At 28.1% G+C, this 22,355-nt stretch carries 17 protein-coding genes and 3 tRNA genes; 19 read left to right on the top strand and 1 reads right to left on the bottom strand.

Going from position 1 to position 22,355, the window contains the following annotated elements:
• Positions 1-123: 123 nt before the first annotated feature.
• The 9 genes from ATCC9714_RS03315 (at position 124) to ATCC9714_RS03355 (ending at position 11,001) form a co-directional block, all read left to right on the top strand.
• Positions 124-1,077 carry an ABC transporter permease gene (locus ATCC9714_RS03315; RefSeq protein WP_057544445.1) on the top strand — a complete coding sequence of 318 codons (954 nt, stop codon included), beginning with the start codon at positions 124-126 and terminating at the stop codon, positions 1,075-1,077.
• Entirely contained in the window at positions 1,067-2,059 is a 993-nt protein-coding gene (locus ATCC9714_RS03320) for an iron chelate uptake ABC transporter family permease subunit (RefSeq protein WP_055329583.1), read from the top strand. Before ATCC9714_RS03315 ends, ATCC9714_RS03320 begins: the two co-directional genes overlap by 11 nt.
• Entirely contained in the window at positions 2,059-2,814 is a 756-nt protein-coding gene (locus ATCC9714_RS03325; protein ID WP_057544446.1) for an iron ABC transporter ATP-binding protein, read from the top strand. The genes ATCC9714_RS03320 and ATCC9714_RS03325 overlap by 1 nt, the downstream gene beginning before the upstream one ends.
• Positions 2,815-2,869: 55 nt before the next feature.
• Positions 2,870-3,829 (top strand): siderophore ABC transporter substrate-binding protein, encoded by a 960-nt coding sequence (locus ATCC9714_RS03330; RefSeq protein WP_057544447.1) that lies wholly within the window; start codon positions 2,870-2,872, stop codon positions 3,827-3,829.
• A gap of 127 nt (positions 3,830-3,956) precedes the next feature.
• The gene (locus tag ATCC9714_RS03335) at positions 3,957-5,657 is read left to right on the top strand and encodes an ABC transporter ATP-binding protein (RefSeq protein WP_054631884.1); all 1,701 of its coding nucleotides are present in this window, start codon (positions 3,957-3,959) and stop codon (positions 5,655-5,657) included.
• Positions 5,658-5,762: 105 nt separating this feature from the next.
• Complete coding sequence (locus ATCC9714_RS03340) at positions 5,763-6,344, top strand: GNAT family N-acetyltransferase (protein WP_021128878.1); 582 nt, start codon at positions 5,763-5,765, stop codon at positions 6,342-6,344.
• A gap of 323 nt (positions 6,345-6,667) precedes the next feature.
• On the top strand, positions 6,668-7,669 hold the full coding sequence (locus tag ATCC9714_RS03345; RefSeq protein WP_054631883.1) for a peptidylprolyl isomerase: 1,002 nt from the start codon (positions 6,668-6,670) through the stop codon (positions 7,667-7,669).
• 86 nt (positions 7,670-7,755) lie between these two features.
• On the top strand, positions 7,756-8,103 hold the full coding sequence (locus tag ATCC9714_RS03350; protein WP_055329579.1) for a cupin domain-containing protein: 348 nt from the start codon (positions 7,756-7,758) through the stop codon (positions 8,101-8,103).
• 213 nt (positions 8,104-8,316) lie between these two features.
• Positions 8,317-11,001 carry an SH3 domain-containing protein gene (locus tag ATCC9714_RS03355; protein WP_208872228.1) on the top strand — a complete coding sequence of 895 codons (2,685 nt, stop codon included), beginning with the start codon at positions 8,317-8,319 and terminating at the stop codon, positions 10,999-11,001.
• Positions 11,002-11,030: 29 nt separating this feature from the next.
• Here the strand turns inward: ATCC9714_RS03355 and ATCC9714_RS03360 are convergent, their stop codons facing one another.
• On the bottom strand, positions 11,031-11,699 hold the full coding sequence (locus tag ATCC9714_RS03360) for a hypothetical protein (RefSeq protein WP_057544450.1): 669 nt from the start codon (positions 11,697-11,699) through the stop codon (positions 11,031-11,033).
• Positions 11,700-11,833: 134 nt separating this feature from the next.
• On the opposite strand from ATCC9714_RS03360, the gene ATCC9714_RS03365 reads away from it, so the two are divergent.
• The 10 genes from ATCC9714_RS03365 to nusA all read left to right on the top strand — a co-directional run bounded on the left by ATCC9714_RS03365 (position 11,834) and on the right by nusA (position 22,344).
• Positions 11,834-16,135, top strand: coding sequence for a PolC-type DNA polymerase III (locus tag ATCC9714_RS03365; protein WP_057544451.1), 4,302 nt, complete (start codon positions 11,834-11,836; stop codon positions 16,133-16,135).
• Between the two features lie 122 nt (positions 16,136-16,257).
• Entirely contained in the window at positions 16,258-16,974 is a 717-nt protein-coding gene (locus tag ATCC9714_RS03370; RefSeq protein ID WP_057544452.1) for a CPBP family intramembrane glutamic endopeptidase, read from the top strand.
• A 71-nt stretch (positions 16,975-17,045) separates the two neighbouring features.
• Positions 17,046-17,119, top strand: a tRNA-Cys gene (locus ATCC9714_RS03375).
• A 12-nt stretch (positions 17,120-17,131) separates the two neighbouring features.
• Positions 17,132-17,207 (top strand) — tRNA-Asn (locus ATCC9714_RS03380).
• A 3-nt stretch (positions 17,208-17,210) separates the two neighbouring features.
• A tRNA-Thr gene (locus tag ATCC9714_RS03385) sits at positions 17,211-17,285 on the top strand.
• A 159-nt stretch (positions 17,286-17,444) separates the two neighbouring features.
• Complete coding sequence (locus tag ATCC9714_RS03390) at positions 17,445-19,046, top strand: hypothetical protein (protein WP_081013622.1); 1,602 nt, start codon at positions 17,445-17,447, stop codon at positions 19,044-19,046.
• A gap of 145 nt (positions 19,047-19,191) precedes the next feature.
• Positions 19,192-20,142 carry an alpha/beta hydrolase gene (locus ATCC9714_RS03395; protein WP_054631503.1) on the top strand — a complete coding sequence of 317 codons (951 nt, stop codon included), beginning with the start codon at positions 19,192-19,194 and terminating at the stop codon, positions 20,140-20,142.
• A gap of 68 nt (positions 20,143-20,210) precedes the next feature.
• Positions 20,211-20,417, top strand: coding sequence for a zinc ribbon domain-containing protein (locus tag ATCC9714_RS03400; protein ID WP_021125236.1), 207 nt, complete (start codon positions 20,211-20,213; stop codon positions 20,415-20,417).
• A gap of 363 nt (positions 20,418-20,780) precedes the next feature.
• The gene (locus ATCC9714_RS03405) at positions 20,781-21,242 is read left to right on the top strand and encodes a ribosome maturation factor RimP (protein WP_021128869.1); all 462 of its coding nucleotides are present in this window, start codon (positions 20,781-20,783) and stop codon (positions 21,240-21,242) included.
• 28 nt (positions 21,243-21,270) lie between these two features.
• Positions 21,271-22,344, top strand: a complete 1,074-nt coding sequence (nusA, locus tag ATCC9714_RS03410) for a transcription termination factor NusA (protein ID WP_054631504.1) — start codon at positions 21,271-21,273, stop codon at positions 22,342-22,344.
• Positions 22,345-22,355 lie beyond the last annotated feature (11 nt).

Raw genomic sequence — 22,355 nt, forward strand, 5'->3', positions numbered from 1 at the left:
TAAAAAATTATAAGAAAATTTACAAAATAATATTGACAATGATAATAATTATCATTATTATTAAGTTAGACTATAAAAAGATTATCATTTACTAATGATTTTTTAAAAGTTAGGAGAAGAAAAATGAAAAAAAGGTACTTATTAATTTTGTTAATATCTCTATCATTTATATCTTTATTTGTAGGTGTAAACGACATAAAGCTGATAGATTTAATAAATTATAACCAAGAAAAAATTGATGTGTTTTTAATAAGTAGAGTACCTAGGTTAATAAGTATACTGGTTGCAGGGATTGGAATGAGTATATGTGGGCTTATAATGCAGCAAATAAGTAGAAATAAGTTTGTATCTCCTACTACTGGATCTACAATAGATTCTGCTCAACTTGGATTGGTATTTGCTATGTTAGTTTTACCAAACTCAGGGATATTAGGCAAAACTATTATTTCATTTGTTTTTGCATTAGCAGGAACTTTTACATTTATGAATATATTAAAAAAACTAAAATTTAAAAATGCAGTATTTGTACCTTTAGTTGGAATTATGTTTGGAAATATAATAGGTTCAGCTACAACTTTTATAGGATATAAATATAATCTTATGCAAGATATAACATCTTGGATGCAAGGAAATTTTTCCATGGTACTTAAAGGAAATTATGAGATGATGTATATAACTATTCCTCTTATAGTAATTGCATATCTTTATGCTAATAAATTTACTATAGCTGGTATGGGAGAGGATTTTGCAACAAATTTAGGACTTGATTATAAAAAAGTTTTAAATACAGGACTAATTATAGTATCTATAGTTACAGCAAGTGTTGTTATAACTATAGGGAGCATACCATTTATCGGACTTATAGTTCCAAATATAGTTTCTATTTATAAAGGAGATAACTTAAAAGATACTATATGGCATACAGGATTATTTGGGGCTATATTTGTTTTAATTTGTGATATATTTTCAAGGTTAGTTATATACCCATATGAGATACCAATAGGGCTTACTGTAGGGGTTTTAGGAAGCGGAATTTTCCTTATTATGATATTAAGGAGGAAGTCATATGCAAGCTAGTGTTAACGTAAATAAAAAAGAAAATTTAAAATTAAACCTAAGTAAAAAGTTATACATAATAGGTGCGATGATAGCCGTGTTTTCAGCCTTATTTTTAACAATAGGTGTGAGTTTTGAACATTTTGAATATGCTATGGACCAAAGGATTCCTAAATTAATAGCTATTGTTATAACAGGATTTTGCATAGCTTTTTCATCAATAGTATTTCAGACGATAACAAATAATAATATTTTAACGCCAAGTGTCTTGGGGTTAGATTCACTATACATATTGGTTCAGACCATAATAGTTTTCCTTGTTGGGGTTGATAATACATTGATAACAAATAAAAGTAATAATTTTTTACTTTCGGTAGCAGTAATGGTAATAGCATCTTTTATATTGTATAAAAAGTTATTTGAAAAAGCTAACAATAACATATTTTTCCTGTTGCTAGTTGGAATGATTTTTGGAACTCTTTTCAAAAGTTTGTCTACTTTTATGCAAGTTGTAATAGATCCAAATGAATATGCAGCACTTCAAAATAATCTATATGCAAGCTTTGGAAATGTTAACACGAATATATTATTTATAGCAGGTATTATAATAATAGCTTTAGTACCTTTTATATATGATGATATAAAAAGTTTGGATGTAATATCATTAGGAAAAGAACATGCAATAAATTTAGGAGTCAATTATGATAAAGTAGTAAAAAAGATGATAATAGTTGTAGCTATTTTAGTTTCGGTTTCAACTGCATTGGTTGGACCTATAACATTTTTAGGTCTTTTAGTTACAAATGTAACTAAACAAATTTTTAGAACATATAAGCATAGTTACTTAATATGTGCATCTATTTTAATAAGTATACTAACACTAGTAAGCGGACAATTTTTAGTTGAACGAGTATTTACATTTACAACTACAATAAGTGTAATTATAAATTTTATAGGAGGAGTATACTTCATATACTTATTGTTAAAGGAGAGTAGAGTCTAATGATAAAAGTGACTAATTTGTCAAAACAATATTCTAATAAAAATGTAGTTGATAATGTATCTATTAATATTGAAAAAGGTAAGATAACATCGTTTATAGGGCCTAATGGAGCTGGTAAGAGTACCGTTTTATCTATGATAACTAGGATTTTAAAAAAAGATAGTGGTGAAGTTTTAATAGATGGGAAAAGACTAGAAGAATGGGACAATAAAGAACTATCAAAAAAGCTAGCTATACTAAAACAATCTAATAGCATAAATTTAAAATTAACTATACGAGAACTTGTTAGTTTCGGAAGGTATCCCCACAGCGAAGGAAGATTAACCTCCGAAGATAATAGGTGTATAGATGAAGCTATAAGATATATGAAATTAGATGATATAGAAAATAAATACATAGATGAGCTTAGTGGAGGTCAAAGACAAAGGGCATACATAGCTATGGTTATAGCTCAAAATACTGAATATGTATTCTTGGATGAACCACTTAATAATTTAGATATGAAGCACTCTGTTGAAATGATGAAGGTACTTAGAAATTTATGCGATGAGCTAGGGAAAACTGTAGTTTTAGTTATGCATGATATAAACTATACATCATGTTACTCAGATTATATAGTAGCTTTAAAAAATGGAAAAATAGCAAGACATGGAAGCACAGATGAAATAATTAAAAGAGAAGTTTTAGAAGATATTTATGAAATGGAATTTGACATAAGAGAAATAAATGGAGATAAAATTTGTGTTTATTTCTAAAAAATTTTAAAAAATAAATGATAAAGATAATCAATATCTATTCGGAGGACATAAAATGAATAAAAAAGTAGCAGTAGTAGCAGGGTTGGTAATAGCAGGATTGGTAGGAAGTGTACTATTCTTTGGAAATAAAGGGAATGAAAAGGCGATAGCAAATAAAAATGATATAGTATCTGTAAAGCATGCATTAGGGACTACAGATGTACATAAAAAACCAGAGAAAGTAGTTGTATTTGATTATGCGGCATTAGATGCTATAGAAACTTTAGGTGTAGATGGAGTTATAGGGACGGCTAAAGGATCTTCTATACCAGGATATTTGAGTAAATATTCAGGAGAAAATTATGCAAATGTTGGAGGTCTTAAGGAACCTGATTTAGAAAAGATAAATTCTCTTAATCCGGATTTAATAATTATAAATGGAAGACAACATAGTTTTTATGATAAACTAAATAAGATAGCACCAACTATATCTTTAGCTAAGGAAGATGGAAAATATATGGAATCTTTTACTCATAATATGGAGGTAATAGGAGAAATATTTGACAAGAAAAAAGAAGTTGATACTGAGTTAGTTAAGATAAATGAAAAAATAGATGCTATAAATAAAAAGGTTAAAGAGAAAAATTATAGTGCAACTACTTTAATGGCTAGTGATGGTAACTTAAGTGTATTTGGAAAAGATTCAAGATTTGGAATTATATATAATAACCTTGGGTTTAAAAATACAGATGACAATATAGAAGCTGCAAATCATGGTCAAGATGTATCTTTTGAGTACTTGGCAAGTCAAAATCCAGATTACATGTTTGTTATAGATAAATCTGTTATATCTGCTGATAAAAATCAAAAACCAGCAAAAGAAATTTTAAATAATGATTTAATAAACAATATGAAAGTAGCAAAAGATAATAAGATAGTTTATTTAGATACATATTCATGGTACTTAAGCGATGGAGGCATTATGTCAACTAATACTATGTTAGATGAAATAAATAAATCTATAAATAAATAATGCTTTTAATTTAAAGTTGTATGATATTAAAGAATTATCATACAACTTTTTAAATTTAAAAAATTAATAAAATTATATTATATATGCTTATTTAGGGTATATAATATAATAGAAGTGGAGGTATTTTATGTTAAAAGAATTTATTAAATATTATAAACCATATAAAAAGTTGTTTATACTCGATTTACTAGCTGCTTTTACTGTAGCTTTATGTGATTTAGTTTATCCTATGATAACTAGAAATATAATGAATGATGTAGTTCCAAATAAAGATTTGAGAATGCTTATAGTATTTGCTATTACTTTACTAGTTATATTTATAATTAAAGCGGGGTTAAACTATTTTATGCAATACTGGGGTCATGTTGTAGGAGTTAGAATGCAAGCAGATATGAGAAATTATGTTTTTACTCATCTACAAAAATTGCCTAATTCATATTTTAATAACAATAAATCTGGAGTTATAATGTCTAGAATTATAAACGACCTTATGGAAGTTTCAGAACTTGCACATCATGGACCAGAAGATTTATTTGTATCATTGGTAATGCTAATTGGATCATTTTTAATATTACTTGGAATTAATGTGCCATTAACTTTAATAGTGTTTGCTATTTTACCATTTATAATTTTATTTGCTATAACTCAAAGGAAGAAAATGGGAAGAGCTTTCATGGAAACTAGAGTTAAGACAGGTGATGTAAATGCCACATTAGAAAATAGTATAGCTGGAATGCGAGTTACTAAGTCATTTTGTACTGAAAAAGAAGAATTAGATAAGTTTAATGAATCTAATAATATATTTAAACATGCCAGAGAAGGTGCATATAAAGTTATGGCCGAATATTTCTCAGGAATGTTTTTATTCATTGACTTATTAAATTTAGTAGTTTTAATTGTTGCAGGATATTTTGCTTACATGAACTATATAAACTTAGGAGACTTTACTGCATATCTTTTATATGTAAACATGTTTATTCAACCAATTAGAAAATTGATAAACTTTACAGAACAGTACCAAAATGGTATGACTGGATTTGAAAGATTTAGAGAAATAATAAATGAAGAAACCGAGAAAGAAGCTAAAGATCCTATTCAGCTAAGAAACGTAAAAGGAAATATAGATATTGAGAATGTATCATTTACATATGAAGATGACAATGAAGTTTTCAAAAACTTGAGCTTATCTATTGAAGCCGGAAAGACTGTAGCATTAGTAGGTCCATCTGGAGGGGGAAAAACTACTTTATGTAATCTTATACCTAGATTTTTTGATTTTGAAGAGGGAGATATTAAAATTGATGGAATAAGTGTAAAAGATGTAAGCTTAACTTCTCTTAGAAAAAATATAGGGGTAGTAGCTCAGGATGTATTTTTATTTACAGGTACAATAAAAGATAACATAATAATAGGTAAATCTGATGCAACAGATGAGGAAATCATACAAGCTTGTAAGAAGGCTAGAATTCATGATTTTATAATGACATTGCCTGAAGGTTATGAAACTTATGTAGGAGAAAGAGGCGTAAAGTTATCTGGTGGTCAAAAGCAAAGAATATCTATTGCTAGAATCTTCCTAAAGAATCCTCCAATCATGATTTTAGATGAAGCTACATCAGCACTTGATAATGTAACTGAACATGAAATACAAAAATCCTTAGAAGAGTTAGGAAAAGATAGAACAAATTTAGTTGTAGCACATAGGCTATCAACAATCCAAAATGCGGATGAAATAATTGTTTTAACTCCAAATGGTATTGAAGAAAGAGGAACTCATAAGGAACTTATAGAAAAAGATGGAGTATACTCAAAACTTCATAGAAAATAAAAAGATATAAAATAGGTTAAACCTATTTTATATCTTTTTTTTTAACACATACATATATTTAAGCATATTAAATAGTATTAATATAAATTTAGGAGGTATAATTTTATGAAGGAATCTATATACCCTCAAATGAAAATAATTGAAACAGATAAGTATATATTAAGACCTATCTGTCAGGAAGATGCACCTAGTATGTTTGAATATTATAGCCAAGCGAAAGTTGTGAAATATTTACCTATAAAACCTCATAGATCAATAGCTCAGACAAAAAGATTTATTAGAACTTATTTTATTGATAGTTACAAAAAAGGATATGTAAATCACTGGGCAATAATAGATAAGACAAATAAAAAGTTAATAGGAAATATTGGATTAAATAATGTATCTCAAAAAGATAAAGAGGCAGAAATAGGAATATGTATAAATCCATTATATTGGGGTAATGACATAGCAACTGAGTTAACTAAAAACTCATTAAAATATGGGTTTATGAATTTAAATTTAGAAAAGATAATTGCAAAAACTTATGAAGAAAATCCAAGAACAAGAAAGTCTTTAGAAAGTTTAGGCTTTAGATATGTTAATACTTTTAATAAAAAAGTTATGGAAAATGATAAGGTTAAGTATATAAAATGTGATAGATACGAATTAACTAGAAAAGAATATATATTGTCTAGATATTCTTGATAAGCAAAAAATTAACAATAATGTAATAAAAAAAAGTATGAATATATATTCATACTTTTTTTAGGACATTTTAAATCAAAAATATAATTTGGAATCTATAAAATTTTTATTGACTACAATAAATATTCTGAATATTATTATAGTTAAAAAAAAGCTAAATGTAAATATAATTTTAAAAAAAATTATATTTGTCTATTTTGGCAAAATATTGGAATGTGATGCGATGTAAAAAAATTATGTTCATATTTCATTCATATAGAATTCATATTTATAGTGTAAATTATAATAAAAGGTTAAATTTATAGGAGGGTTTTAAATAAAATATGGATAAAGAAAACAAGAAAAAAAGTATAAATAAAAATATCGTAATTTTTGCAGCTGTATTAATTTTAGGAGTAGGAACTGCTTTTTATATGGGAAAACAAAAGGGAAGAACATTACCAGCAACAAGTAGACATTATAGTAGTAATAAAGTTGTAGCAACAGTTGGAGATGTTAAAATAACAGAGAAAGATTTAAAAAATAGAATGGAACCTATTTTCTACATGAATGGTAAAAACAAAATGACTGATGAGCAAATAGATAAATATGAACAAAGTATGATAGATTATATGACTACTACTGAAATGCTTTATCAAGAAGGAGTAAAAAATAAAGTTAAACTAGATACAAAGGAAATTGATTCTCAATATTCAGCATTTATGACAAGCATAACTCAAACATTTGGTATGGACGAAGAAAAATTTTTAAAAGAATTTGGATTAACAAAAGAAGAAATTAAAAAGTCTGTAGAAAAAGAAGCTATAGCTGCAAAGTATATAGATAAGGAATCAAAAGTTACAGATAAAGAAGTTGAAGAATATTTCAATAAAAATAAAAAAGATTTAAATGAAATAAAAGCTTCACATATTTTAATAAAAAATATAGATGAAAATGGTAAGAAACTAGATGATGCTAAAATTAAAGAAAATAAAAAGTTAGCTGAGAGCATTCTAAAAAAAGCACTTGAAGGTGAAAATTTTGAGGAATTAGCTAAAAAATATTCAGAGGATGGAAGCGCTCAAAGTGGAGGAGATTTAGGATTTTTCTCTAAAGGAGCTATGGTTGCTGAATTTGAAAAAGCAGCATTTGGATTAAATAAAGGTGAGATATATCCAAAGCTTGTTGAAACGCAATTTGGATATCATATAATAAAGAAAACAGATGAAAAAGAAAAATCATTTGATGAGATTAAGGATTCATTAACAAAGCAGTTAGTAGCAGAAAAACAAGATGCTTTAATTCAAAAGTTGACTAAAGAATATAAAGTAGACGTAAAAAAATAAATTTGTATAAAAAATTAAATCTTCTTATATGAATATAATTTATAAATGTGGTAAAATTATAGTAAGCATATAGGGGGGCGATTTAAATGATAAAAAGACCGCAAGAATTAACTGTAAGTAAAGTCGAAAAGTTAAGAGATGGTAGAGGAATTACTACTATGTATCATTTAATAGAAGGCGAAGAGTTAAAGGGCAAAGCAAAGTTAATATCTAAGCTAGTTTTAGAACCAGGTGCATCTATAGGCGTACATGATCATAGCACAGACTTTGAGGTATATTACATAATACAAGGTGAAGGTAGAGTGTTGGATAATGGCTTTATGCAACCAATAGGTTCAGGTGATGTAGTATATACTTCGGATGGACAATCACATTATTTAGAAAATACTGGAAATGAAGATTTAGAACTTTTAGCAATAGTTATAAATAATTAAAAGATGGGATATCCCATCTTTTTATTTTTGCAAAACTATACTTTTTTATATTATAAACTTTGAGAATTAAGAACTATATTATACTTTTTTTAATAAAAAATAAAAAAATGGTAAAAGTTACAAAATTTTAACTTTTAATGTTTATTAACGAAATAAAGTGTCGTATAATAGATTATAAGTATAATATATATCAACAGAATGGGGGAATATGTGTTGAAGCGTAGAATAGCAATGGCTACATTGGCATTAATACCATTTACAGCTACAAATGCATTTGCATCCAATCAAGAAGGTATAGTAACGGCGACATCATTAAATGTAAGAAGCGGACCATCAACAGATAGTTCTTTTTTATTTTCTATAAAAAAGAACGATAAAGTTACTATATTAAAAAGTGAAAATGGATGGTATAAAATAAGTACAGCAAATGGACACGAAGGCTGGGCGTCAAGTGAATACATAAGTACAAATACAAGTGATACAAATCAACAAAGCAATAAAAAGGTAGTTAATGTAGATAATCTAAATATGAGAAATGGAGCATCTACAAGTTATAGAGTAATAATGCAATTAAATAAGGGAACAGTTATAGAGATAATATCAGAGAGTAATGGATGGACAAAAATTAAGCATGATGGAAGAATTGGATTTGTAGCTAGCAAATATTTATCTCCTATTGAGAATAATAATCAAACTACTAAACCAGAACAACAACCTAATGTGTCTGTACAACCTCAAGTATCAGTAAGCAAAACAAAGGTAGTAGTGGCAACATCATTAAATATGAGAAGTGGACCATCAACAGGGAATAGTGTAATAGGAAGCTTAAAGAATAACGAAAAAGTAGAAGTAATATCAGAAAGTAATGGATGGTCAAAAATAAAATACAATGGAAAAGAAGGTTACGTATCAAGTACATATTTAAAAGATGTTAACGAAGGCGGAACTTCAAAACCAGATGAAAAACCAAATGTTGGAACAAAGATAAAAGTAGTAGTAGCAACATCATTAAATGTAAGAAGTGGACCATCAACAAGTCACGGTATAATAGGAAGCTTAAAGAATAACGAAAAAGTAGAAGTAATATCAGAAAGTAATGGATGGTCAAAAATAAAATACAATGGAAAAGAAGGTTATGTATCAAGTACATATTTAAAAAATAGTAACGAAGGCGTAACTTCAAAACCAGATGAAAAACCAAATGTTGAAACAAAGATAAAAGTAGTAGCAGCAACATCATTAAATGTAAGAAGTGGACCATCAACAAGTCACGGTATAATAGGAAGCTTAAAAAATAACGAAAAAGTAGAAGTAATATCAGAAAGCAATGGATGGTCAAAAATAAAGCACAATGGAAAAGAAGGTTACGTATCAAGTACATATTTAAAAGATAGTAACGAAGGCGGAATTTCAAAACCAGATGAAAAACCAAATGTTGGAACAAAGATAAAAGTAGTAGCAGCAACATCATTAAATGTAAGAAGTGGACCATCAACAAGTCACGGTATAATAGGAAGCTTAAAGAATAACGAAAAAGTAGAAGTAATATCAGAAAACAATGGATGGTCAAAAATAAAGCACAATGGAAAAGAAGGTTACGTATCAAGTACATATTTAAAAGATAGTAACGAAGGCGGAACTTCAAAACCAGATGAAAAACCAAATGTTGGAACAAAGATAAAAGTAGTAGCAGCAACATCATTAAATGTAAGAAGTGGGCCATCAACAGGACATGGTATAATAGGAAGCTTAAAGAATAACGAAAAAGTAGAAGTAATATCAGAAAGCAATGGATGGTCAAAAATAAAATACAATGGAAAAGAAGGTTATGTATCAAATACATACTTAAAAGATAGTAACGAAGGTGGAGCGGTTACACCTCCAGAACAAACAAAAACAAAGGTAGTAACAGCAACATCATTAAATGTAAGAAGTGGACCATCAACAGGACATGGTATAATAGGAAGCTTAAAAAATAATGAAAAAGTAGAAGTAATATCAGAAAGTAATGGATGGTCAAAAATAAAATACAATGGAAAAGAAGGTTACGTATCAAGCACATATTTAACTGACTATCAAGGTGGAGGTACTAATCCTGGAGGAGGATCTGGAGGAAGTAGCTCTGAAGTAGTAAATGGAGCAACTGTAAACTATAGAAACTTAAGCTATTCTTTACAAGATCACGTAAATAAGCAGGCAAGTAAAGGAAATGGTAATATGATATCTGGTAGAGGATTTGTTCAAGCAAGCAGATCTGACATAGAGCATTATATAAATCCAAAGAACTTTACAAGTAGCAAAAGTGGAATGTTACAGTTCTTAAGACTAGATAGTTATAAAGGTGGAATAAGTGCTAGTGAATTAAATGGATACCTAAATAGTCTTTCACCTGCATCTAGTGGAACTAACGTATTTTACAATCAAGGACAAGCATTTTTAGATGCTGCAAGAAAATATAACATAGATGTAGTTTACTTAGTAGGACACTCTATGGTTGAAACTGGATATGGAAAGTCAACTCTTGCTCAAGGACAAGTTTTAACATCATATAAAGGAAGTCCACTTCCGCAACCAGTTAAAGTGTATAATTTCTTTGGAATAGGAGCTTTTGATGGTACAGCTAACTTATCAGGAGCAGAGGCTGCATATAAAAATGGATGGACTACTGTAGAAAAAACTATAGAAGGTTCAGCTAAGTGGTTATCTCAAAATTATATTCATAATGGTGGATATGATCAAAATACACTGTATAAAATGAGATGGAGTTATGAGCATTTATGGCATCAATATGCTACAGATGTAAATTGGGCAAATGTAATATCTAGTGTAATGTCAAGATTAGTAGGAATGTATGATACTAATAGCAATTTAGTTTATGAAGTTCCTGTACATAGATAAAAAATGAGGATTAATAATCCTCATTTTTTTTATATTGCTTTTTTATACTTTACAAATAAATCAATATTATTTTCATTTATAATATTTTTTATATTTCCAAAATTATAAGTTGCTAAAGCATATTCTCTCATGTTATTAAAAATAAGCTCTTCATTTTTATCTTCAAATATAATCATGTCATATGCTATTTTCCAAGCCTTAGATTCCCTTTCGATTAGATTTTTTTTAATACCAATTACACATTCTTCTACCTGTGGTGGCAAGTTTATCTTATGAAGATCTTTAGAATTAATATCTACATCATACTCTATCAGCCGTTCTATAAAGGTTTTTACTATTTGGTTGTATTCTAACTTATTTTCTTTAATAGTTGTATCTAAAATATGACCAACCTCATGATAAATTACGAATTTAGCTATAGATATTAAGTTTTTACAAGATATGTTAATGAAAATGTTTTTCGAATGTAGGAAAGTAAAAAAATTATAACAAAATGATACGAAACCGTGCTTAGATATAAAAATAATCCTTAATTTTGGCAAAGTACATATAGGTATAAATCTTTTTTTAAAATATAACATATAAAGTTTTTTATCTATTTGTATATCTTTTATTAGTTGTTTAAAAAATTTTTTTTCTCCCAATTCTCTATAAGAAATTAAAATTTTACTAATTAAATTGTTCTCACAATCGTTCATAAATCACCACCTAAATTATGACGTAAAACTTATCTAGTAATATATTATTAAAAAATATATAGTTTGTAGCTAATCCCAATAAAAAAATAGTTTTTATATGATATAATGATTTGATAGATAGGAGGTAACTTCTTATGGAAAGTGTTAAAGATTACTTAGAAAAATTAGAAATAAATAACAATATATTAAATAAACAATTATCAGATGTTAATATATCTAAAGTAACTTATTTTAAAGAAGAAAGACTAATATATATATACCTTAGTTCTAAAAATATAATAAGTTATGATTATATTGAACTATTTAGAAATGAACTAAAACAAAGGTTAGATTATTTTAGAGATATAAAAGTAAAAATTAGATATATTAAATTAGAGAAACAAAAGACTAAAGATATTATAAAAAAGTATTGGAACAACATAGTTCATATATTAACAGTTTTATGTCCATCGCTTAATGGATGGGTAAAGGGAATCGAATATATGTGTATAGATGATACTTTAAAAATTAAAATACCATCAGATCTTTTTTACAAAAGACTTATGAAGCAAAATGCTATACAGGTTTTAAAAAATGTATTAAGTGAAGAAGCAGGTATAGATATTGATATAATATTTGAAAAATCTATAAATAAAGGTCCTGATGTAGATAAGTTAATAGAGCGAAATGATAGCTTAGTTGAGGCTATGGTAAAAGAAAGAATTTCAGAAAATATAATATTAGACGAAGATGAAGAGGTTAATGAGAATAAAGCAATAGAGATAGTGTCAAAAGAGGAATATGTATATGGAGAAAATGTAAATGCTCCAGTTGAAAAAATAAATAGATTAAATCAAAACTCAGGTACAGTTTGTATTGTAGGTGAAGTTTTTGATGTTGAATTAAAAGAACTTAGAAATGGTAAGGTTCTTTTAATTGCAGCTGTAACTGATTATACAAGTTCAATAAATTGTAAACTATTTTTAAATGATATGAATAAAGATAAAGTTATAGATTCTGTAACTAAAGGATCCTATTTAAAAATTAAGGGAGATGCTCTTTATGATAATTACCAAAGAGAACTTACAATGACTATAAGTGGTATAAAAGAAGAAAAAAAAGAAGAAAGAATAGATACTTCTGACGAAAAAAGAGTAGAGCTTCATGCTCATACCCAAATGTCATCTATGGACGCTATTTGCCCAACTAAGAAGCTAGTTGAAAGAGCTGCTAAATGGGGGCATCCAGCAATAGCTATAACAGATCACGGAGTTGTACAAGCATTTCCTGAAGCTATGGATGCAGCAAAAAAACATGGAATAAAAGTTATATATGGAGTAGAAGGTTATTTAGCTGAAGATGAGGTGCCCATTGTAAAAGACCCAAATAAAAAGGGGTTAGATCAGACATTTGTAGTATTTGATATAGAAACCACAGGATTTTCAAATACAAATGATAAGATAACCGAGATAGGTGCGGTTAAAATAGAAAGCTTTAAAGTAGTTGATAGATTTAGTGAACTAGTTAATCCCGAAGTTGACATATCATATAAAATACAAGAATTGACAGGGATAACTAATGATTTAGTTTCAGATAAACCAACTATAGAAGAAATTTTACCTAAGTTTTTAGAGTTTGTGGGAGATAGTGTATTAGTTGCCCATAATGCTGAATTTGATATGGGATTTATATCTCAAAAAAGTAGAGAACAAGGATTAGAATTTAAAAATAAAAGTGTAGATACATTAACATTAGCAAGAGTTTTACTACCTCATTTAAAAAGACATAGATTAAATGTAATAGCAAAAGATTTAGGGATTCCTCTTTTAAATCACCATAGAGCCGTAGATGATGCAGAAGCTACAGCTCATATATTTATTAAGTTTTTAGAAATGTTAAAAAAACAAGGAGTAGAAGTCTTAAGTGATGTTAATGAAAAATTAGGAGGCTTAGATTATACAAAAATAGCAACTAATCATATAACATTGCTTGCAAAAAACTATATAGGACTTAAAAATTTATACAAAATAGTATCAGATGCACATGTAAATCATTTTTATAGAGCTCCAAGAATACTAAGAAGTGTTTTAGAAAAATATAAAGAAGGACTTATAATAGGGTCAGCCTGTGAAGCTGGACAAGTATTTAATGCTGTGAAGAAAAATGTTACTGATGAAGAAATGGAAAAAATCATAGATTTATATGATTATATTGAAGTTATGCCTATTGATAACAATCGATTTATGATTGAAAAAGGTGAAGTAAAAGATGAAGAAGAATTAAGATATTTAAATAGAAGATTAATTGAAGTAGCCAAAAAATTTGGAAAGTTACCTGTAGCTACAGGAGATGTACATTTTTTAGATAAGCATGAAGCCGTACTTAGAAAGGTTTTGAAATATTCTCAAGGGTTTAAAGTTGATGAAGAAGAGACATATCTACATTTTAGAACTACAAATGAGATGTTAGATGAATTTAGCTACTTAGATCCAATAACAGCTTATGAAGTTGTAGTTGCAAATACTAATAAAATTGCGGATATGATAGATTCTATAAAGCCTATACCTGATGATACCTATCCACCGGTAATTGAAGGATCAGATGTTGAACTTAGAGAAATGTGTTATGCAAAAGCTAAGAGAATATATGGAGATCCAATGCCAGATGTTGTTAAATCAAGATTAGATAGAGAATTAAATTCTATAATTGGTAATGGTTATGCGGTGATGTATATAATATCCCAAAAGCTAGTTACAAAATCTCTAAAGGATGGATACCTAGTTGGTTCAAGAGGATCTGTTGGATCTTCCTTTGCAGCTACAATGAGTGATATAACTGAAGTTAATCCACTGCCTGCCCACTATATATGTGAAAATGAAGAATGTAAATATTCCTATTTTTATGAAATAGGAGAATGGGGATCAGGAGCAGACTTACCAGATAAGGATTGTCCAAAGTGTGGAAGGCCTCTAAAAAAAGATGGTCATGATATACCATTTGAAGTTTTCCTAGGATTTGAAGGAGACAAAGAGCCAGATATAGACCTTAACTTCTCTGGTGAATATCAACCAGTAATTCATAAATATACAGAGGAACTGTTTGGTGAAGGATATGTTTATAGAGCTGGTACAATAGGTACAGTGGCAGAAAAAACAGCATTTGGTTATGCTAGAAAGTATATTGAAGAAAATAACATAAATACAACATCGGCAGAAGCTTTAAGATTGGCTAATGGATGTACGGGAGTTAAAAGAACATCAGGGCAACATCCAGGAGGAGTTATGGTTGTTCCTCATTATAAAGATGTTTACGACTTTACTCCAATACAATACCCAGCAAATGATACTTCATGTGGAGTTATAACTACTCACTTTGATTACCACTCAATAAGTGGTAGAATACTGAAACTTGATATACTTGGACACGACGTTCCGACCATAATTAGGATGCTTGAAGACATAACGGGAATAGATGCTACCACTATTCCTTTAGATGATAAAGAAACAATGTCTTTATTTACATCAACAGATGCTTTAGGGGTTACACCTGAGGAAATTAATTGTCCTATAGGATCTCTTGCAATACCTGAATTTGGTACAAAATTTGTTAGACAAATGTTACTTGATACAAAACCTACTACATTTGCTGAACTTGTTCGTATATCTGGACTTTCTCATGGAACCGATGTTTGGCTAAACAATGCGCAAGAACTTGTTCAAAAAGAGATTGTTGGACTTAAAGATGTTATATCTACTCGTGATGACATAATGAACTACCTTATTTTTAAAGGATTACCTCCTAAAATGGCCTTTACAATAATGGAGAGTGTAAGAAAAGGTAGAGGGTTAAAACCAGAACATATAAAAGAGATGGAGGCAAATGATGTTCCTGAGTGGTATATATGGTCTTGCCAACAAATAAAATATATGTTCCCTAAAGCCCATGCTGTTGCATATGTAATGATGTCCTTTAGGCTTGCATATTGCAAAGTTCATTATCCAGAAGCTTTTTATGCAACATATTTTACAACTAAAGCAGAAGATTTCGATGCGGATTTAATAGTAAAAGGACTTCCAGCAATTAAATCTAAAATTAAGGAAATTGAAGAACTTGGTAATGATGCAACAACAAAAGAAAAGAACATGTTAACTGTATTAGAAGTTGCGCTAGAGATGTATGCTAGAGATATAAAGATTATACCTGTTGATATATATAAATCAGATGCTAAGACATTCCAAGTTGTAGGAGAAAAGAAATTACTTCCTCCTATGATAGCCCTGCAAGGAGTTGGAGAAAATGCTGCTATTAATATACAAAAAGAAAGAGAAAATGGAGAGTTTATATCAAAAGAAGATTTAAGAAAGAGAACAAAAATATCTAAAACTGTTATAGAAACTCTTACTAATCATGGATCACTTGAAAATATGAGTGATGAAAATCAATTATCTTTATTTTAAAATTAATTACTGAGGTTAGGGTTAAAATACCTAACCTTAGTATAGCAGTATAGGAGGAGATTGACATTAAATCATTAAAGTTTAATAAGGGAGTTTTAGTTACAATTTTTATAGTTATTTCAATGATTATATCTTCATTTATATTTTTGTTTATGAAAGATAAAGAATCATTTAAATTAATAACTATAACAGTAGTTTTAATGGATATATTATTAGTTTTAACTTGTAGTTTTATTGCAAATAAAATAAATTTTTCAGAAAAAGTAATTAAATTTAAAGCCGAATCAAAGTTTAAAAATTTAATTTATTCTATAAGTTTAATATTAGGTTATATTTTAATAAAATGTTTAATTATATATATTTTAAGTAAAATTAGTTATTTTAGCCTACTAAATCACTATGAAAGTTTTTTTGTTAACTCATATTTAAAACATGAAAAATTTCTTGGATATGTAATTATATTTTTACAAATAATAATAATAGGACCTATATTGGAGGAAATTCTATTTAGAGGAATTTTATTAAAAAGTCTTTTAAATAAGTATTATGAAAAGCCATTTAAAGCCATAATTTATTCATCTGTAGTTTTTGCTGCTATACATATGAATTTAATTCAAAGTATAACGGCTTTCTTAGGAGCCTTTATTTTAGGTATTATATATTACTACACAAGATCCATAAAAACTTGTATATTTATCCATATAATAAATAATTTTTTAGCTGTAGTGAGGATTCCAACAAATTCGTTAATAGCTTTTATATATTTAATTTTAGGAGTTTATCTAATAAATATTGGATATAGAAATCTAATTAATAAAAATGAAAAAAATGTCGATTAAAAAATGAAAAAATTTAAAAAAAATACTTAACAAAATATGAAAAAGATAATATAATTATAGAGTAAGGTTAAGGCGACATAGCCAAGTGGTAAGGCAGTGGACTGCAACTCCTTGATCCCCAGTTCGAATCTGGGTGTCGCCTCCAATTAAAAATTTTGGGAATATGGCTCAGTTGGTAGAGCAATTGACTGTTAATCAATGGGTCACAGGTTCGAGTCCTGTTATTCCCGCCATATGCTAGTGTGGCTCAACGGTAGAGCAGCTGACTTGTAATCAGCAGGTTGTAGGTTCGATTCCTATCACTAGCTCCAATAAAAAGTAGACTATTAATAGTCTACTTTTTTTATTAAAGAATAAATGTCTATTTAGCAAATAATATGACTAAAATTGTAACTAGAATATATTTTTTTAATAAAATATATTGAGGAGAGATCTCCTTAATATGTATTTTATTAAAAGGGTGTTGTAAAATGTATGATAATAATATTTATAACGATATATATATAGATAAAAAAATTAATTTAATAGAAGTCTTAAATGACATGTTGATTTATTCTAAAGAAAAGCCATATATAAGCAAGGATTTATATGACTTTATAGAACTTTTAAAATTTGAGAAGCTAAATGATATAAATGGATTTGATGAAAATGACTTGGACAACGCTAGACAAAACAATTATGTATGGTCAATGGCAGAATTAGAAGATTATATATATGTTGGAACAGGTAGAAATGTACTTTTACAGTATTTATATAGAGTAGCTCCAAATATTGACTTATCTTTGGATTGGATGCCTAATAAAATTGATAATTCAGCAGAAATATGGAGATATAAAAAAGATAAGTCACTACCTTGGCAAAAGGTATATAAAGCAACTAAAGACTCTGGTATAGACGGATTTAGATTTATGATTAAATATGAATCATTTGGAGTGAAGCCATGTTTATATGCAGCAACAAATGGAGGCAATGTTCAAATTCTAAAGAGCACAAATGGAGTAAATTGGTTTAAGCTAGATTCTAAAAATTTAAAAGGAAGTACATCAAGAGCTATGACTATTCATAATGGCAAGCTCTATTTAGCAACTGTAGATCAAGAAAGTGATGATATATCCAAATTGTATAAACCACTTATATATAGTAGTTCAGACCCTGAATTATATGGGTGGGATAAAATCAAAATAGGTACTAAGAAAAATAAAAATCCAATTGGATATATTTATGGAATGGTATCTTTTAATGGAAAGTTATATGTTGCCACTTCTCATTATGAAGGTATGCAAGTATGGAGAACAAATAAATCTGATCCTGAAAAAGATGATTGGACTTTAATACTAGATAAAGGCGCTGGTGACAAAGCTAATCAAGTTCCTTTAAGTATGGGAGTATATAAAGAACATCTTTATGTTGGAGCTACAATGGAATTATCTAATATTACGTCTTTTATTACACCAAAAGGATGTGATGTTATTAGAATCGATAAAAATGATAATTGGCAATTGATTGTTGGAGGAGAACCTTTAATAGCTACTAAGCCAAGTGTAGGAGAAAGAGGTAAAAGTTTAAGTGGACTTATGTCAGGATTTAATAATCCGTTAAATGTATATGCATGGCAAATAAAAGAACATGATGGTAAATTACTAATTGGAACTCTTGATCATGGAATTACTATGGAGCCAGTGTTAGAAATATGTATAAAAAACAAAGAACTACTAAGATACTTACTTGAAAAAAGAGGTATTAAAGTAAGTCCTGAAGAGATAATAGAACAATTAGAAATTACTATAAAGAAGTTAAAAGAAATTGATTATCCTTATGGATTTGATTTATATACATCTAAAGATGGAATAAACTTTAAGCCTTGCATTTATAAAGGGTTAGGGAATAAACAAAACTATGGAAGCAGAATACTTTACGTTGGAGATGAAAATAAACTATATATTGGAACTGCAAATCCTTACGAAGGTTGTGAAGTTTGGAGAGAACGAAAAATTAAACTATCTAACTACTTTGATGATGAATTTTTCAATAGTGATTTTTTCTGTGAGAATATCGAATGTAAATGTGATTAAAATATTTTATTAGTATTGTATAGAATAAGGGTTATGACTAAGTCATAGCCCTTTAATGATTTTTAGAATGAAAAATTACTAGAAAAATTTAAAGTTTCGTTGTATACTAACTATTAGTACTAAGTAATAATATGAGGGGGCATCAATGAAAAAAAAAGCAATTTTAATAATATCAGCATTAGTAATATTAACAATTTTAATAGGATCATACGTAGTAGGATACTTGGTTTATGATGGATCAGTAGGTTCTCATCAAAAGATAAAAAATGAAGATATAGTAGAAGTATTTTCACATAGAAAAGGTAAACCACTAGAAAAACTAGAAAACTATAAATATGAAGATGTATTTATAAATTCTCCAGAAAATGGATATAAGGTAGAAGGTAAATTTATAAAATCTAATACACCTACGGATAAAAATATAATCTTAGTCCATGGAATAGAAAGTAATTACTATGAATATTTAGAAAAGGCATTTGAATATTTAAATCATGGTTATAATGTCATGTTATACAATCAAAGACATACAGGTCATACCGGTGGGGATGATTATACTTTTGGACTTCGTGAAAAATATGATTTAGAAAATGTGGCTAAATTTGTAAAACAAAAGTATCCTAATGGATTATTAGGAGCACACGGACATTCTATGGGAGCTGCAACTGTAATTATGCATTCTGAAATAAATGAGAAAAACAAATATGTAGATTTTTATATAGCTGATTCACCATATCATGAAATGTCAGATGCGATAAGACTAGGAATAGAAGCTGAAAATATACCGTTATTACCAGTTGGCTATGCAAGAGCTATGGGAAATTTATATACAAAAGTTAAGTCAGGGTTTAATTATGAAGATGTTAAACCATATAAAGCAGTTAAACATATAACAACACCTATGTTTTTGATACATGGGACTGCTGATACTGTATGTGCTTCAAAAAGTAGTGAAATAATTTATAACAATATACCTCACAATAAAAAAGAGTTATGGCTAATTGATGGAGTTAAACATGTTAAAGCATATGATGTATTAGGTAAAGAATACTTTGATAGAATTTATAAGTTTATAGATGAAAAAGTTGAGAAAAAATAAAGATAACCTTTGAAAATTAGTATATAGTTATATATAAATAAGTTATTAGTAATTGAGGAGGGTATTTAATGAGTAAAGGGTATGTGTGTTCTAAATGTGGAAACTTAGAATATGAAGTGGATGAAATATGTGCAACAGGTAGTGGGATGTCTAAAATATTTGATGTTCAAAATAGAAAATTTACAGCTATAACATGCAAAAGATGTAAATATACTGAATTTTATAAAGTTCCATCTAATAAAATTGATGATATATTTGATTTTATAATAGGCTAAGGTATAAAAGTAGTATCAAATGGTATGCATTATAAACTTTAGAAAATAAGTTTAGTAGTTATAAAATATATAAAAGTTTAAATATACATACTATTAAGTAGAAAGCATATTAAATACTCTTATAGTTAAAATTTAATAAATTTGAATTTTAAAATTAATTTAATTACATAGTATTTAATAATAAAATTTATAGCTAGAGTATTGAAAAATACTAGAAAATTTGCAAATAAAAACAATGTATGATATGATAGTATATAAAATAGTATATAATGTAAAAACTAAGAGTGAGACGAGAAGTTCTCACTCTTTTATTATAGCAATTACATAAGCTATAAAATAACAACTGAATAGGAGGTTAGTCAAGTGAAAAAAAGTACAGAAGCATTAGTAGAAGAATTAGTACTTCCAATAACTAATGAACATAACATAGAACTTGTTGATGTTGAATATGTTAAAGAAGCAGGCGAATATTATTTAAGAATATTTATAGATAAAGATGGTGGAGTATCATTAAATGATTGTGAAGTTGTAACAAGAGCAATAAATCCAATTTTAGATGAGAAAGACCCAATAAAAGAAAACTATTTCTTAGAAGTATCTTCTCCAGGTCTAGATAGACCATTAAAAAAGGAAAAAGATTTTATAAGATACGCAGGAAGAGATGTAGAGGTTAAGTTATATAGACCTATAAATAAATTAAAACATTTTGAAGCTGAATTAGTTGAACTAGTAGATAATAAAATAGTTAAATTAGTAGTTGATGGCGAAGAAATGGAATTTGATAAAAAAGATATAGCACTTATAAGACTTGCTATAAAATTTTAATTAAAACTTAATAGAGGAGGACAAAAAAATGAACCACGAGTTTATGGAAGCATTAGACGAATTAGAAAAAGATAGAGGAATAGATAAAGAAATACTTATAGATACTATAGAACAAGCATTATTAACAGCTTATAAGAAAAACTTTGGATCAGCTCAAAATGTTAGGGTTTACTTTGATAGAGAAAAAGGTGATGTAAAAGTATATTCTCAAAGAGTTGTTGTTGATTCAGAAGATATATATGATACATTCTTAGAAATAGAAATAGATGAAGCTAGACAAATAAGTCCAAATTATGAAATTGGTGATATAATAGAAGATGAAATAACTACTACTGATTTTGGAAGAATAGCTGCTCAAACTGCTAAACAAGTAGTTGTTCAAAGAATAAGAGAAGCTGAAAGAGACATAGTTTACAATGAATTTATAGATAAACAAGATGAAATAGTAACAGGAGAAGTTGCTAGAGTAAATAAGAATATAGTTCATGTAAACTTAGGTAGAATAGAAGCTATAATGACTCAAGCTGAGCAAATACCAGGTGAATATTATCAAGCAGGTCAAAAAATAAAGGTATATATATTAGAAGTGAAGAAAACTAATAAAGGACCTCAAATAACTGTATCAAGAAGTCATCCAGGATTAGTTAAGAGATTATTTGAAATGGAAGTTCCAGAAATATTTGAAGGAACTGTTCAAATAAAGAGTATAGCTAGAGAAGCTGGATCAAGAACTAAGATGGCTGTTCATTCTGTAGATCCTAGTATAGACCCAATAGGAGCTTGCGTTGGACCTAAAGGATCAAGAGTTAAAAACATAGTTGATGAATTAGGTGACGAAAAAATAGACATAATTAAATATAGTGAAAATCCAGTAGAATTTATATCAGCAGCACTTAGCCCATCAAAGGTTGTTTCTGTAGATGTAAATGAAGAAGAAAAGAGTGCACTAGTAGTAGTTCCAGACTACCAATTATCTCTTGCAATAGGTAAAGAAGGTCAAAATGCAAGACTTGCAGCTAAGCTTACTAACTGGAAGATAGATATAAAGAGTGAATCTCAAGCAGCTAAAGAAGCAGATAGTCAAGATGAAATAGATGCTTAGGTACAAGGAGT

Origin of the sequence: Paraclostridium sordellii (genome assembly GCF_000953675.1) — a bacterium.
Taxonomy (GTDB): domain Bacteria; phylum Bacillota; class Clostridia; order Peptostreptococcales; family Peptostreptococcaceae; genus Paraclostridium; species Paraclostridium sordellii.

Excerpts from the sequence above, each read along its gene's own strand:
- ATCC9714_RS03315 (WP_057544445.1), top strand. The coding sequence starts at position 124 with ATGAAAAAAAGGTACTTATTAATTTTGTTAATATCTCTATCATTTATA.
- ATCC9714_RS03320 (WP_055329583.1), top strand. The coding sequence starts at position 1,067 with ATGCAAGCTAGTGTTAACGTAAATAAAAAAGAAAATTTAAAATTAAAC.
- ATCC9714_RS03325 (WP_057544446.1), top strand. The coding sequence starts at position 2,059 with ATGATAAAAGTGACTAATTTGTCAAAACAATATTCTAATAAAAATGTA.
- ATCC9714_RS03330 (WP_057544447.1), top strand. The coding sequence starts at position 2,870 with ATGAATAAAAAAGTAGCAGTAGTAGCAGGGTTGGTAATAGCAGGATTG.
- ATCC9714_RS03335 (WP_054631884.1), top strand. The coding sequence starts at position 3,957 with ATGTTAAAAGAATTTATTAAATATTATAAACCATATAAAAAGTTGTTT.
- ATCC9714_RS03340 (WP_021128878.1), top strand. The coding sequence starts at position 5,763 with ATGAAGGAATCTATATACCCTCAAATGAAAATAATTGAAACAGATAAG.
- ATCC9714_RS03345 (WP_054631883.1), top strand. The coding sequence starts at position 6,668 with ATGGATAAAGAAAACAAGAAAAAAAGTATAAATAAAAATATCGTAATT.
- ATCC9714_RS03350 (WP_055329579.1), top strand. The coding sequence starts at position 7,756 with ATGATAAAAAGACCGCAAGAATTAACTGTAAGTAAAGTCGAAAAGTTA.
- ATCC9714_RS03360 (WP_057544450.1), bottom strand. The coding sequence starts at position 11,699 with ATGAACGATTGTGAGAACAATTTAATTAGTAAAATTTTAATTTCTTAT.
- ATCC9714_RS03365 (WP_057544451.1), top strand. The coding sequence starts at position 11,834 with ATGGAAAGTGTTAAAGATTACTTAGAAAAATTAGAAATAAATAACAAT.
- ATCC9714_RS03370 (WP_057544452.1), top strand. The coding sequence starts at position 16,258 with ATGATTATATCTTCATTTATATTTTTGTTTATGAAAGATAAAGAATCA.
- ATCC9714_RS03390 (WP_081013622.1), top strand. The coding sequence starts at position 17,445 with ATGTATGATAATAATATTTATAACGATATATATATAGATAAAAAAATT.
- ATCC9714_RS03395 (WP_054631503.1), top strand. The coding sequence starts at position 19,192 with ATGAAAAAAAAAGCAATTTTAATAATATCAGCATTAGTAATATTAACA.
- ATCC9714_RS03400 (WP_021125236.1), top strand. The coding sequence starts at position 20,211 with ATGAGTAAAGGGTATGTGTGTTCTAAATGTGGAAACTTAGAATATGAA.
- nusA (WP_054631504.1), top strand. The coding sequence starts at position 21,271 with ATGAACCACGAGTTTATGGAAGCATTAGACGAATTAGAAAAAGATAGA.